The sequence below is a fragment of the Salipiger pallidus genome (assembly GCF_014643635.1).
Classification (GTDB): Bacteria; Pseudomonadota; Alphaproteobacteria; order Rhodobacterales; family Rhodobacteraceae; genus Salipiger; species Salipiger pallidus.
The window spans coordinates 345,641-359,588 of record NZ_BMJV01000004.1 but is presented as its reverse complement, the minus strand read 5'-3'; the positions used below and the strand labels follow the sequence as shown (position 1 = coordinate 359,588).

Below are 13,948 nucleotides of genomic sequence, written 5' to 3'. Positions count from 1 at the left end.
GCCAAGGCTTTCGCTCATGCTCACAGCGCCCGGATCGCCGCACGAACCCTGTCGGGCGTCGCTGGAAGATGGTGGATGCGTGCGCCGGTGGCATGGGCGATGGCGTTGAGCACAGCGGGCGCGGTGGGGATGAGGCAATGCTCGCCCAATCCTTTGGCACCGTATGGGCCATGCATGTCGCCGCTCTCGATGATGAGCGTGTCGATGGGTGGCACGTCGCCGATGGTCGGAATGAGGTAATCGTGCAGGTTCTCCGTGCGGCCCGGCAGGAACTCTTCCATCAACGCAAGGCCGATGCCCTGTGCGACACCGCCTTCCACCTGGCCTTCGACCAGCAGCGGGTTGATCGCACGGCCCACGTCATGCGCCGCGACGATGCGGATGAGCTTGGTGGTCCCGAGGGCAAGGTCCACCTCGGCCACGCACAGCTGCGCCGCGGTGCCGAAGACCGCGTAGGGATCGCCCTGCCCGTTCTCGTCGAGCGGCGTGGTGGGTGGATCGTAGCTTTCCACCGCCTCGATGGCGTAACCCTCGCCCATCAGCGGGACCGTCACCGTGGCCTCGCCGTCGGTCAGCGTGAGCCCTCCGTCCAGCGAGATCACGGCATCGTTGGAGACATTGCCCAGTCGCAGGATCTGCGCCCGGAGCGCTTCGCCGCAAAGCCGGGCGGCATTGCCGGTGATATAGGTTTGGCGGCTGGCCGAGGTTTTCCCTGCGTCCGGCGTCACGTCGGTATCCGCGCCGACCAGCGTGATGTCCGCCACCGGGACCCCAAGCGCCTGCGCGAAGATCTGCGTGATGACGGTGTTGGACCCCTGCCCAATGTCCACCGCGCCCTGATGCAGGAACAGCTGCCCCTCTGCGGTGATCCCGGCGCGGATCGTCGAGGGGTTCGAGATCGAGGTGTTGCCGCAGCCGTACCAGCCCGAGGCAATCCCCACCCCGCGCTTGCGTCCCTCATGCGCCCCGTTGAAGGCGGCGCACTCTGCCAGAGCCTCGTCCCAGCTGGGTTTCAGCGCCTCGAGGCAGGCGTCGATGCCCATACCGCGTTCGAACACCTGGCCCGTCACCGTAGGATCACCGTTGCGCAGGCAGTTGCGCAGGCGAAACTCCAGCCGGTCAATACCCAGCCGGTCTGCCATAATGTCGTAAAGCTGTTCCTGCGCCACTGCCGATTGAGGCACGCCAAAGCCCCGGAAGGCCCCGGCGGGGGCCGTGTTGGTGTGGATGCCGACGCTTTTCGCCTCGTAATGCGGTGTGAGGTACGGCCCGCTGGCGTGGATCGGCACGCGGTTCGCCACGGTTGGGCCCCAGCTGGCATAGGCGCCGGTGTTGAACACCCCATCGAACTGCGCCGCCGTGATGCGCCCCTCGGCGTCGCAGCCAATCTCCATATGCACCTCTGACGGGTGACGCTTGGTCGAGGACATGAGGCTTTCGGTGCGGCTATAGGTGATGCGCACGGGCCGGTTCAGAAGCCACGCCGCAAGCGCCACATAAGGCTGTGCCGTCAGGTCCAGCTTGGAGCCAAAGCCGCCCCCGGTGGCCGTGGGGTTGATGCGTATCGCCTCGGGCGCAAGCCCCATGAGCCGGGCGATGCCGTCGCGGTTCATGAAGGGGGCCTGCGTGCAGCAGCGGATTTCAAGCCGGTCTCCAACGCGGATGGCCGAGGCGGCCTCGGGCTCGATATAGCCGTGTTCAATAAAACCGGTCGAGAAATCGCCCGCGACCCGGTGTGGGGCTTCGGCCAAAGCAGCGGCGGCATCCCCGCGCCTGACGATTCCCCGGCACATGACGTTTCCCGCACGATTTTCGTGCAGCAACGCCGCATCGCCTGCGCCATCGGGCGTGGTGACTGACGGCAGCTCGGTCCAGTCCACCGGGAAGGCCTGCATGGCCTCGACCGCCTCGGTAGACCCCACCACGGCGGCGATGGCCTCACCTTTGAAGCGGGTCTCGCCTTCGGCGAACATGGGCTGGTCCTCGAAGCCGGGGATGGTGCCGAAACAGTTCTCTCCGGGCACGTCGGCGGCCAGAAGAATGCGCTCCAGCCCATTGTCTTCGCGGTACTTATCCAGATCTCCAAAGGCAAAGGACGCCCGGTGGAAGGGCGACCGGATCACCCGCACCACCAGCGCGCCCTCAGGCGCCACGTCGTCGCCGAAGCGCTCCGCGCCGTTGACCTTGGGCCAGCCGTCCAGCCGCGCGATGGGTGCGCCGACCCCGCCCTCCGCCAGCGGGGCCGTGTCCGACGCATCCAGCACGGCAGCGATGATCTTGCGGTATCCGGTGCAGCGGCATAGCACACCGCCCAGGGCATCCTCGACCGCCTCCGAGGTTAACGCTCCGCCCCGGCGCAGCAGCGCTACGGCGGCGACCATCATGCCCGGCGTGCAGATGCCGCATTGCGCCGCCTGGTGACGCTGGAAGCTTTGCGCAAGACGCTCGGCGATGGGATCATCCGCCACAAGGCCGGATTGGGTTTCTACCACCGCGCCCTGAGCCTGCCCCGCCGCCATCAGGCAGGCGCACACCGGATTGCCATCCACGAGCACCGTGCAGGCGCCGCAGTCGCCGGCATTGCAGCCGACCTTCACGTCCTTCGCCCCGGCCACCTCGCGAAGCAGTTCCGACAGGCGCATGGTGCTGTCCGCGGGCACCGTGATCTCGGCGCCGTTGAGCGTGAGGCCGATATGGCCGTTGGGAGCATCAAGCGACATGGGCTGTCTCCTTCGAGATGGCGGCATTGAGCGTGCGCAGCGTCAGCGCGGCCACCGCATCGCGGCGGTATTCGGCAGGGGCGCGCACGTCGTCGATGGGGGCGAGTTCGGGGAAGTCATGGGCGGTGATGATGGCGGCGGCGTCATGAGCGGGCTTGCCAACCAGCTGCGCCTCGAGGCCGCGAAGCCGCTGCGCCACTGGCGCACAGGAGCCCGCGGCAAGCTTGGCACTGACGATCAGCCCTTCGCGGATCTCGACCACGGCAGCAACCATGGCGATGGAAATGACAAGGTAGCGCCTTGCGCCCAGCTTGAGGAACGCTCCGGAACCCGTTGTTTCAGGGATGAAGATCGCCGAAAGGATTTCGCCCTGTGCCAGCTCGGTGCGCCTTGGCCCGGTGATGAATTGCGACAGAGGCATCCGCCGCGTGCCGGTTTGCGAGCTGAGCTCGACGTCGGCCTCCAGCGTCAGCAGCGCGGGCACGCCATCGGCGGCGGGGGACGCGTTGCAGAGGTTCCCCGCCACGGTCCCGGCGTTCTGGATCTGTACCGACCCCACCTCGCGCGAGGCTTGTTTCAGCCCGTCGAAGGCAGGCGGCAGGTCCGCGCGCAGGATGTCCGTCCAGGTGGTCGCGCCCCCGATGCGCCAGCCATTGCCGTCGCGCGAAACGCCGCGCAGACCGGCAACGTTCATCAAGTCCACGAGGTCCGCAGGCGGTGGGCCATCACGCAGCGCGGGGTAAAGATCAGTGCCTCCGCCAAGCGCACGACCCCCGCCCGCAAGAAGCGACAGGGCCTCGCTCAGAGTCTCGGGTCGGTGCAGCGGCATGGCGATCTCCCGGCAGGATGGCTTTGCAACATGACAGGCCGAGAAGCGATTCCCATATCGCCCGCAACCGCCATCCGCGTTCACATGCGTCAGAAAACTTTGTTCGCACACAAACGAAGATGCCCAACGCTAGGCCCAGTGTCCGCAACCTGTCAATCCACCTGTGAGGCCAGACCATAGCACGTCGGGCGCTTTGCCGAAATCTTCATCAGACGACGCGAGCCACCTCGGGCCGCAACACGTCATGCTTGACAGAACGTCGACTCACATGCGTTCGTATACAAACAAATAGCCTGACCACCATGCCAGCCACAGGAGCCCGCACGTGACGGCCGAACCGACTCCCGCAAAGCGTACCGCCTCGGACAAGCCCGAGAAGATCCGCTGCGATGCCTGCCCGGTGATGTGCTATATCGCCGAGGGCCGCGCGGGGGCTTGCGATCGCTATGCCAACGAGGGCGGCGAGTTGGTGCGCCTCGATCCGCTGACCATCCTGTCGAAGTCCGATGCGCCCGTGGTGCCCTTCCTCGACCGCGAATGGGACGGCGACATCGTGGCCGGGGACGAGCACTTCATCACCGCCGTCGGCTCCGGCACCACTTACCCCGACTACAAGCCCGCGCCCTTCATCGTTGCCTCGACCGTGGCGGGTGCGGACATGATCACCGTCGTGACCGAAGGCATCTTTTCCTACTGCGGCGCCAAGGTGAAGATCGATACCGACCGCCACCTCGGGGCCGAACGTGCCGAAGTGCGCAGCGATGGCGAGGTGATCGGCCATGTCACCACATCTGAGTACGGCAGCCAGATGCTCAGCCTCGGCGGGGTGCATCACCTGACCGGCGGGTCCAAGAAGGAAGGCCGCGTCACCTGCGCCACCCTGCTGGCCCTGTGCAACGGCGAAGAGGTGGCGCTTACAATCGACGGCGGCGCGGATCTGCAGATCGCCGCAGGGCAGGCCCCCATCGTCAACGGCGTGGCCGAGCAGCGCATGCGTGTCGGCTGCGGGTCCGCCACCGTGGGCATGTTCGCCGCTCAATGGCAGGGCCTCGTGGACGAGGTGGTGGTGATCGACGATCACATCACCGGCGTCATGTCGGAACATCAGGCGGGCAAGGTGATCGGCTGGCAGCCCACGGGCATCCGCATCAAGGGCCGCCGCTCCACCCCCGGCCGCTATTTCCAGGTGGCCGAGCCGGGCACCGGCTGGGGTGGCACGGACCTGTCGGATCCGCTGAGCATTCTTGATACGTGGAAGGCCGACGCCTGGCCGGGGCTGTCGCTTCTCATGGTCTCGACCACCGGCGAACACGCCGCCTATTTCGAGCTGAACGAAGACCTGATCCCGGTGCAGAAGGACATGCCCGAGCGGCTGCTGCCCTCCGTCCGGCGGATCGAGGAAAACTGCGAGCCGTCGCTGGCCTCGGTGCTGTTCATGGCCGGCGCTGGCGGGTCGTTGCGGTCGGGCGTGACCGAGAACCCGGTGTCGCTGACCCGCTCGGTACAATCGCGGCTCACCCGCGTGACCTGTGGCGGCGCGCCGGTGATGATGTGGCCCGGTGGGGGGATCACCTACATGGCGGACGTGACGCAAATGCCGAAGAATTCCTTCGGCTATGTCCCCACCCCCGCGCTGGTCGCCCCCATCGAGTTCACCATGTCCCGTGCCGATTACCAGGCGCTTGGCGGGCACATGGATTATGTCATGCCGCTCGAGGAGGCGCTGAAGGGCGTCACCGGGCGCCAAAGCGACCACCGCCTGTCAGGTCGCCGGGGCGAGGCGGCAAAACAGGGCAGCCCCTGGCCGCTCGGGACGGCGAAGCCATGAGCTTTCACGATACTCCCGCCGTGCAGGTGGCCCGCGACGGGCGGATACGCCTGACCCACGGGCCCATCGACCTGATCCTGCGCGCCGAAGGCCCCACCCAGGCGATCGCGGCGGCCCTGACCCGCGCCCGCGATGCCTTCGAGCCCATCCTGACAGACCTCTGCGCCGAGCTGCCGCGCCTGCGCCGTGTGGACGGCCCCGCGCCGCAAGGTGAGGTGGCCCGGCGGATGCAAAGCGCAGCCGACCTCTTCGCCCCCGCTTTCGTGACGCCCATGGCGGCGGTGGCGGGGTCGGTTGCGGACCATGTGCTGGCTGCCATGCTGACACCCGGTCACGGGCTCGAACGCGCACATGTGAACAACGGCGGGGACATCGCGCTCTGGACCGCCGGGCGCCCCTTCCGGCTGGCGATCTGCGAAGATCCCACCATCCGCGCCCCCGGCGGACGGGCTACCATAGGCACGAAGGACGGGATCGGCGGCATCGCCACCAGCGGCTGGCGCGGGCGGTCCCATTCGCTGGGCATCGCCGATGCGGTCACGGTTCTGGCGCGGGACGCGGCGCTGGCGGATGTCGCGGCGACGCTCATCGCCAATGCCGTGAACCTGCCCGGCCATCCCACCATCACCCGCCTGCGCGCCTGCGATCTTGCTCCCGACAGCGACCTTGGGGACCGGCCGGTCACCACCGATGTCGGCCCGCTCACGCCGTCGGAGATCACCGCCGCGCTGGACAGCGGCGCGAGGCTCGCTCAGGACTTCATCGGGCGCGGCCTGATCCGCGGCGCCTGCCTTGCCCTAGCCGGAGAGCGCATCGCCTTCGGCAGCACCATCGACGCACACCATGAGGAGCCCGCCCATGCCTGAGGTCAAGGTCCGCAAGACCCTCGTCCAGGTCGAAACCATCTTCCACGAAGGCGGCCCCGCCCCTGACACACCCACGAAACGCGCCGCCGCAATGGCGGTGATCGAGAACCCCTTCGCCGGGCAGTATGTCGAGGACATCGCCCCCTTCATGAAGGATCTCGAACCCCTTGGCGCCGAGATGGCGCAGATGTGCATCGACGCGCTTGGCGGTGATGCATCGCTGATCGAAGGCTACGGCAAGGGCGCCATCACCGGCGTCAACGGCGAGATCGAGCATGGCGCGCTCTGGCACGTTCCCGGTGGCTACGCCATGCGCGACGCCATCGAGAAAAGCCTCGCCATCGTGCCTTCGACCAAGAAGGTCGGAGCGGCGGGGGCGCGGCTCGATGTGCCGATCACCCACACCAACGCCGCCTATGTGCGCACCCATTACGACGCCATCGAGGTCGGCATCCCAGATGCCCCCCGCCCGAACGAGATCGTTCTGGTGCTGGCGATGACCACCGGGGGCCGTGTCCATGCCCGCATCGGCGGCCTCACCAAGGACACCATCAAGGGCGAGGACGGGCTGCGGTGAAGCTGCGCAAGCTCATCACCCTGACCGAGGAGACGCGGCTTGAGATGGGCCGCGAGGTTTCGCCCCGCGCCCGCCGTGCGCTGGCGGCGGCGGTCATCGCGAACCCCTTCGCCGCGCGCTACGAGGACGATCTGTCGGAACTCATGGGGACCGGCGAGGCGCTCGGACAGCTGCTGGGAGAAGAGGCGCTGAAGGCCCTCGGCTGCGGACCCGACACCATCGAAGGCTACGGCAAGGCCGCCCTCGTGGGAGAGTTGGGCGAACTGGAACATGCCGCCGCGCTGCTGCACCCGAAACTCGGCGCCCCGCTGAGGGCGGTGATCGGGGGCGGCAAGGCATTGGTCCCCTCCTCCAAAGCCATCGGCCGCGCGGGCGAGGTGCTCGACGTGCCGCTGGGTCACAAGGATGCGGCCTATGTGCGCAGCCACTTTGACGCCATGCGTGTGCAACTGAATGACGCCCCCCGCCCCGGCGAGATCGTGGTGGCGGTGGCCCTGCAACAGACCGGTCGCCCCCTCCCTCGGGTCGGCGGCCTCACCAAGGACGACATCACCGGCGCGGACGGGCTGCGCTGACCACACCACCACCCAGCTGAGGCAAGGGAGACGGAACGATGACGCAGTTCGTAAGAAACGCCTGGTACGTGGCCGCATGGTCCACGGAAATTGACGACGAACTGCGCCGCTTCACCATCCTTGGCGACCATGTGGTGATGTTCCGCAAGTCCGACGGGGCGGTCGCGGCGCTGGACGACCGCTGCCCCCACCGCCTGCTGCCCCTGTCTAAGGGCAAGCGCATCGGCGACACGGTGCAATGCGGCTACCACGGCCTGACCTTCGACTGCTCGGGCGCCTGCGTACGGGTTCCGGGCCAGACCAACCTTCCCAAGTCCGCCTATGTGGACGCCTTCCCCATCGAGGAACGCCACGGCATCGTCTGGATCTGGATGGGCGATCCGGCCAAGGCCGATCCCGCAACGGTCTTCGACATGCCCGAATTCACCGATCCCGCATGGGCGGTGCATCACGGTGACGCGCTGCACCTTGAATCGAACTACCTCAACGTGGCGGAAAACCTCGTGGATCCGGCTCATGTGAGCTTCGTCCACCCCACCACGCTGGGCAATGCTGCGTCGGAGAACGTGCCCGTCCATGTCCAGACCGAAGGCGAGGCCATCGTGGCCTGGCGCTGGATCCGCGACGGTGAGCCCATCGGCTTCTTCAAGGCCTTTGGCGGCTTCACCGGCAACGTCGACCGCTGGCATTACTACTACCTCTACACCCCCTGCACCGCCGTCATCGACTTCGGCTCCATCGAGACGGAAAAGCACTGCGCCGAAGAGGACCGAGGTCAAGGCGTCCGCATCTTCGCGCTGCATTTCATGACCCCGGTCACGGAAACCCACACCATCGACCGCTGGATGCACATCCGCAACACGGCGCTGGACGACCCCGAGGCCGAGGAGCGTATGGACGCCATGTTCCGCGTCGCCTTCGCCGAGGACAAGGAGATCCTCGAGGCGGTCCAGCAGGAGGAGCTGCGCCCCCAGAAGCGCCGCCCCCTGCGCATCGCCATCGACAAGGGCCCGCTTGTCTATCGCAAGCGCATCAACGAACTGATCGAGCTGGAACGGACGGAAGATATTGCCTCCGACCCATCTCCGGCTTTTGTTTACCACGATTAACCGGCACAAAGACCGGGTGATCCGGGCCAACGCGCCCGAACAACAGGATTTGGACCGACAAAGAGTCCATCCAACAGGAGAGTGAAGATCATGAATTTCATCAGACGGACCGTGCTTGGCATGGTCGCCGTGGCCGCTGCCCTTCCCGCCGTGGCACAGGACGACAGCATCAAGGTCGGCGAGATCAACCACTACAAGCGCATGGCCGCCTTCGCCGAGCCCTACAAGAAGGGGATCGAGCTGGCCCTGTCCGAGATCAACGAGGACGGCGGCGTTCTCGGCAAGGATCTCGAGTTCATCTTCCGCGATGACCAGGGCGACCCCGCCGAGGCGGTGAAGATCGCCGAGGAACTGATGACCCGCGACGGCGCGGTGATGTTCACCGGCTCGATCCTCAGCCACGTGGGTCTCGCGCTGTCGTCGTTCGCTGCGGAGAAGGGCTACCTCTACCTCGCGTCCGAGCCGCTGGCCGACAGCCTGGTGTGGAAATCCGGCAACCCCTGGACCTACCGCCTGCGCACCTCGACCTGGGTGCAGGCCGCGATGCTGGCCGAAGAGGCGGCCAAGACCGACGCGGTGACCTATGCCACCATCGCCCCGAACTACGCCTACGGGCAAGACGCGGTGGCCGCCTTCAAGGAGAACCTCACCCGCCTGAAGCCGGACGTAGAATTCGTTGCCGAACAGTGGCCGGCGCTCTTCAACATCGACGCCGGTGCCGAGGTGCAGGCTATCGAGCGCGCCAAGCCCGACGCCATCTACAACGTCACCTTCGGCACCGACCTTGCCAAGCTGGTACGTGAAGGCGGCGACCGGGGCCTGTTCGACGGACGCGATGTCTACGGCCTGCTCACCGGCGAGCCGGAATACCTCGAGCCGCTAGGCGACGAGGCCCCCGAGGGCTGGTTCGTGACCGGTTTCCCCTGGTACGCCTTCGAAGACGGCACCCCCGAGGGAACCTTCGTGGCCGCCTACGAAGACGCCACGGGCGAGACACCCAAGATCGGCAGCCTCGTGGGTTACATGACCGCGCAATCCATCGCGGCGGCAATCAACGCCGCTGGCTCCACCGAGGGTGACGCGATCCGCGAGGCCTTCGAAGACCTGCAGGTCAGCGGCACCCCGATCGGAGACCTGACCTACCGCGCCATCGACCACCAGTCGACGCTGGGCGCATGGGTCGGCACCACGGCTGTCGAGGACGGCATGGGCGTGATGGTGGACTGGGAATACAAGGACCCGGCACCTTACATGCCCACCGATGAAGAGATCGGTGAAATGCGTCCCGCCGAATAAAGCCCGACGCAGGCGCAGGGCCGGCCAGAACGCGTGGCCCTGCGTTTCTTCTCTTTGCAAATACGACCGGGGGGTGAGTGGGCTTCCCGGAAACCGTCCAAGGGACGGTTTCGCCCACGAATGCGCCGAGCGCCGGAAAGGCGCCCACCGCCAAGAGGGGGCAGCGCCCCCTCCCGCCCCCGCTACATGCGCCGCTCAAAGGAAAGTCGCCCCGCACATGGCCTTCTTCCTCGCCCAGTTCCTGACGGGGCTCGCCAATGCGGCGGCCCTGTTCCTCGTCGCCTCCGGCCTCTCGCTGATCTTCGGCGTCACCCGGATCGTCAACTTTGCCCACGGCAGCTTCTACATGCTGGGGGCCTTCATCGGCATCTACCTCATGGAAATCCTGCCCGGCCATGTAGGCTTCTGGGCGGCGATCCTGCTGACCGGGGTGGCCGTGGGCCTGATCGGGGCGATTACCGAAATCATCGTCCTGCGCCCGATCTACAAGGCCCCCGAGTTGTTCCAGCTCGTCGCCACCTTCGGCGTCATCCTCGTGATCCAGGACCTCGCGCTGATGATCTGGGGCGCCGAGGACAAGCTTGGCCCCCGCGCCCCCGGCCTGCGCGGCGTATGGCGCATCTTCGGCGAACCTGTGCCCAAGTACGACATCGTGCTGATCGCGATCACGCCATTCATCCTCTTTGCGCTGTGGTATCTCATCACGAAGACCCGTCTCGGCGTGCTGGTGCGGGCAGCAACGCAGGACCGCGAGATGGTCGGTGCGCTCGGCGTGAACCAGGCGTGGCTCTTCACCGGGGTCTTTGCGCTCGGCTCGGCTCTCGCCGGCCTCGGTGGCGCGCTGCAACTGCCCAAGGGCGGAGCGGATCTCCTGATGGACTTCAACATCATCGGCGAGGTCTTCGTGGTCGTGGTCATCGGCGGCATGGGTAGCCTTCCGGGGGCCTTCATCGCCGCCGTGATCATCTCGGTGCTCAATGTCTTCGGCGTCACTTACCTGCCCCAGTCCACCCTCGTGCTGATGTATGTGGTGATGGCCGTGGTGCTCATCGTGCGCCCCTATGGCATTCTCGGGCGCGAGGAAGTCGCGGGCGAGCACGGACAGGTCGGCGCCCCGGAACAGCCCATCCGGCCCTACGGGCGCACGGGCATCCTCGCTGTTACGCTGTTCATCGCGGTGCTGGCACTCGTGCCGCTCTTTGCCGAGCAGTTCGTTATGACGCTGATCGTCGACATGATCGTCTTCGCACTTTTCGCCGCCTCGCTGCATTTCATCCTCGGCAGCGGCGGGCTGGTGAGCTTCGGCCATGCCGCCTTCTTCGGGGGCGGCGCCTATGCGGCGGCGCTACTGGTCTTCCACACGGGCACCCCGATGGAGCTGGCCTTCCTCTTCGCCCCGCTCGCTGCGGGCATGCTGGCGCTGGCCATCGGCTGGTTCTGCATCCGGCTCACCGGCGTCTATTTCGCCATGCTCACGCTGGCCTTCAGTCAGCTGGTCTGGTCGCTGGCCTTCCAGTGGCGCGGCGTGACACGGGGCGATGACGGTCTGGTGGGGATCTGGCCATCGGACTGGCTCAACGCGCCCGCGCCCTTCTACTACTTCACCCTGATCCTGGGGGTCGGCGGCATCGTCTTCCTGCGCCATGTTATCCATTCGCCCTTCGGCTACGCCCTGCGGGCAGGACGCGACAGCCCACGCCAGGCCGAGGCCATGGGCATCGACGTCAAGCGCGTGCAATATGCCGCCTTCGTGCTGGCGGGGGTCATGGCGGGGCTTGCGGGAGGGATCTTCGTCTTCTCCAAGGGCTCGGTCTTCCCCACTGTGCTCGAGATCGCCGAAAGCTTCGACGCGCTGATCGTGGTCTTCCTCGGCGGGGTCAAGACGCTGGCCGGCGGGGTCGTCGGCGCAGGCTTCATGACCGGCGTCGAGGACTGGCTGGTGCGGCTGGAATACTGGCGCCTGCTGCTGGGCCTCGTGATCATCGCGGTGGTGATCCTCATGCCCGAGGGCATCGTGGGCACGCTCCGCACCCTCTGGCGCCGCATGCGCAACGATGACGAAGAGGTGGTGAAATGACCGAGATTCTGCGGGTCGAAAACCTCAAGAAAAGCTATGACGGCTTCCTTGCCGTCAATGATGTCAGCTTCTCCGTCGCGGCGGGCGAGCTCAAAGCCCTCATCGGCCCCAACGGCGCAGGCAAGTCCACCTGCTTCAACATGCTCATGGGGCAGCTGAAGCCGACGCACGGCCGCGTCTACTTCGATGGCAAGGAGATCACCGGCCACAAACCCCGCGACATCTGGCGGCGGGGCGTGGGTCGGACCTTCCAGATCACCGGCACCTATCAGTCCATGACGGTGATCGAGAACGTGCAGATGGCGCTGATGTCCCACCACCGCCGGATCTTCACCATCGGACCACGGGCGTGGAGACTTTACCGCGATGAGGCGATGGAGCTGCTGAAGACCGTCGCCATGCAGGATCAGGCGGACCGGCCCTGTTCGGTGCTGGCCTATGGCGACCTGAAACGCCTCGAGCTGGCCATCGCACTGTGCCACAAGCCGCGCCTTTTGCTGATGGACGAGCCGACGGCGGGCATGGCCCCCACCGCGCGGGTTGAGCTCATGCAGCTGGTGGCGGACATCGTGCGCGATCAGGGGGTCAGCGTGCTGTTTACCGAACACGACATGGATGTGGTCTTTGCTCATTCCCATCACATCATGGTGCTGAACCGCGGCGAGCTCATCGCCGACGGCAACGCGGCAGAGGTGCGCAACAACCCGCAGGTCCAGGAGGTTTATCTTGGCGGCGGGACGCTCTTCAAGGAGGACACCCATGCTTAGTGTCGAGGGCATTCACAGCTATTACGGCAAGGCCCACATCCTGTCGGACCTGTCGTTCGAGGTGCGCCGGGGTGAAGTGGTCGCACTTCTGGGCCGCAACGGCGCGGGCAAGTCGACGACGATGAAATCGGTGATGCAGCTGGTCCGCCCCCGCAAGGGCGCGGTCACCTTCCAGGGCCGCGACATGGTGGGCGAGCCCGCCTTCCGCGTCGCCAAGTGTGGCATCGGCTATGTGCCCGAGGACCGGCGCATCTTCACCGACCTCACGGTGCTGGAAAACCTCGAGGTGGGCCGTCAGCCCGCCCGCAAGGACGCACCGCACTGGACCACCGAGCAGCTGTTCGAAATCTTCCCGAACCTGTCTGAACGCCGGGCCAACCGGGGCAAGCACATGTCGGGGGGCGAGCAGCAGATGTTGACCATCGCCCGCACCCTGATGGGCAACCCTGCACTGCTGCTTCTGGATGAGCCGTCCGAGGGCATCGCCCCGGTGATCGTCGAACAGATGGCCGCCACCATACTGAGGCTCAAGGCCGAGGGGCTGACGGTGATGATCTCCGAGCAGAACCTGCATTTTGCCCGCGCCGTGGCCGACCGTGCCATTATCATCGAAGGCGGAGAAAAGAAGTTCGACGGCAGCTTTGCCGAGCTCGAGGCGCACCCCGAGATCCGCGATGCATATCTGTCTGTCTGATCGCCAGCCCCGGCCCTTTCACGGGGCCGGAAACAACCATAAGGCGTTGCCCCGCAGATGGAATGCCGCTATTCCGGTTTTCCGACAGGGAGAGAGACACGACGTGAGCGATACACCCAGAGCCCGTACCTCGGCCGACCATGGCTACCTGCTTGATGAGCAGATCGGATTTCTGCTGCGCAAGGCCTACCAGCGCAATTCCAACATCTTCACCGAGCTTGTGCCGGGCAACCTGACCACCACGCAGTTCTCCGTCATGCACCGGCTGGCCGAGGATGGCCCCATGTCGCAGAACCTTCTGGGGCGTTCCGTGGCCATGGACGGTGCGACCACCAAGGGCGTGGTTGACCGGCTGATCGGGCGCGGCCTGCTCGTCACCGCCCCCGACCCCGGCGACCGGAGGCGGCATCTCGTGTCGCTCACTCCGGACGGGGTCGCCCTTATCGACGAGGCGGTGAATGCCGCCATCAAGGTCAGCGCCGAGACCCTCGCCCCCCTGCGCGAGCGCGAGAAGGAAACGCTGCTGCGCCTGCTGAAAAAGATCATCACTGAGTGAGCGCCCTTTAAGCCGCAGCAAGAGCCACCTGTGAGAGACCGATGAGCCAGCCCC

12 protein-coding genes are annotated in these 13,948 nt (G+C 66.3%); 10 read left to right on the top strand and 2 right to left on the bottom strand.

Annotated features, from left to right (window positions below; translation table 11 throughout):
• Positions 1–20: 20 nt before the first annotated feature.
• Both IEX41_RS11745 and IEX41_RS11740 read right to left on the bottom strand, forming a co-directional pair.
• On the bottom strand, positions 21–2,720 hold the full coding sequence (locus IEX41_RS11745; protein WP_188790437.1) for a molybdopterin-dependent oxidoreductase: 2,700 nt from the start codon (positions 2,718–2,720) through the stop codon (positions 21–23).
• Positions 2,710–3,549 carry an FAD binding domain-containing protein gene (locus IEX41_RS11740; RefSeq protein WP_188790436.1) on the bottom strand — a complete coding sequence of 280 codons (840 nt, stop codon included), beginning with the start codon at positions 3,547–3,549 and terminating at the stop codon, positions 2,710–2,712. The genes IEX41_RS11745 and IEX41_RS11740 overlap by 11 nt, the downstream gene beginning before the upstream one ends.
• A gap of 403 nt (positions 3,550–3,952) precedes the next feature.
• Between IEX41_RS11740 and IEX41_RS11735 the strand changes: the two genes are divergently transcribed.
• From IEX41_RS11735 to IEX41_RS11690, 10 genes are all read left to right on the top strand, one after another.
• Positions 3,953–5,377, top strand: a complete 1,425-nt coding sequence (locus IEX41_RS11735) for a 6-hydroxynicotinate reductase (RefSeq protein ID WP_229673190.1) — start codon at positions 3,953–3,955, stop codon at positions 5,375–5,377.
• A complete protein-coding gene (locus tag IEX41_RS11730) occupies positions 5,374–6,243 on the top strand; it encodes a UPF0280 family protein (RefSeq protein ID WP_188790434.1) in 870 nt (289 codons plus the stop codon). Before IEX41_RS11735 ends, IEX41_RS11730 begins: the two co-directional genes overlap by 4 nt.
• Positions 6,236–6,820 carry an amino acid synthesis family protein gene (locus tag IEX41_RS11725; RefSeq protein ID WP_188790433.1) on the top strand — a complete coding sequence of 195 codons (585 nt, stop codon included), beginning with the start codon at positions 6,236–6,238 and terminating at the stop codon, positions 6,818–6,820. Before IEX41_RS11730 ends, IEX41_RS11725 begins: the two co-directional genes overlap by 8 nt.
• Positions 6,817–7,395: an amino acid synthesis family protein gene (locus tag IEX41_RS11720; RefSeq protein ID WP_188790432.1), complete on the top strand. Its 579-nt coding sequence runs from the start codon at positions 6,817–6,819 to the stop codon at positions 7,393–7,395. The genes IEX41_RS11725 and IEX41_RS11720 overlap by 4 nt, the downstream gene beginning before the upstream one ends.
• Before the next feature lie 38 nt (positions 7,396–7,433).
• Positions 7,434–8,504, top strand: coding sequence for an aromatic ring-hydroxylating dioxygenase subunit alpha (locus IEX41_RS11715; protein WP_188790431.1), 1,071 nt, complete (start codon positions 7,434–7,436; stop codon positions 8,502–8,504).
• Between the two features lie 90 nt (positions 8,505–8,594).
• Positions 8,595–9,800: an ABC transporter substrate-binding protein gene (locus IEX41_RS11710; RefSeq protein WP_188790430.1), complete on the top strand. Its 1,206-nt coding sequence runs from the start codon at positions 8,595–8,597 to the stop codon at positions 9,798–9,800.
• 217 nt (positions 9,801–10,017) lie between these two features.
• Positions 10,018–11,877 carry an ABC transporter permease gene (locus IEX41_RS11705; protein WP_188790429.1) on the top strand — a complete coding sequence of 620 codons (1,860 nt, stop codon included), beginning with the start codon at positions 10,018–10,020 and terminating at the stop codon, positions 11,875–11,877.
• A complete protein-coding gene (locus IEX41_RS11700; RefSeq protein ID WP_188790428.1) occupies positions 11,874–12,644 on the top strand; it encodes an ABC transporter ATP-binding protein in 771 nt (256 codons plus the stop codon). The genes IEX41_RS11705 and IEX41_RS11700 overlap by 4 nt, the downstream gene beginning before the upstream one ends.
• Positions 12,637–13,338, top strand: a complete 702-nt coding sequence (locus IEX41_RS11695) for an ABC transporter ATP-binding protein (RefSeq protein WP_188790427.1) — start codon at positions 12,637–12,639, stop codon at positions 13,336–13,338. Before IEX41_RS11700 ends, IEX41_RS11695 begins: the two co-directional genes overlap by 8 nt.
• 103 nt (positions 13,339–13,441) lie before the next feature.
• Positions 13,442–13,894 carry a MarR family winged helix-turn-helix transcriptional regulator gene (locus tag IEX41_RS11690; RefSeq protein ID WP_188790426.1) on the top strand — a complete coding sequence of 151 codons (453 nt, stop codon included), beginning with the start codon at positions 13,442–13,444 and terminating at the stop codon, positions 13,892–13,894.
• Positions 13,895–13,948: the final 54 nt, after the last annotated feature.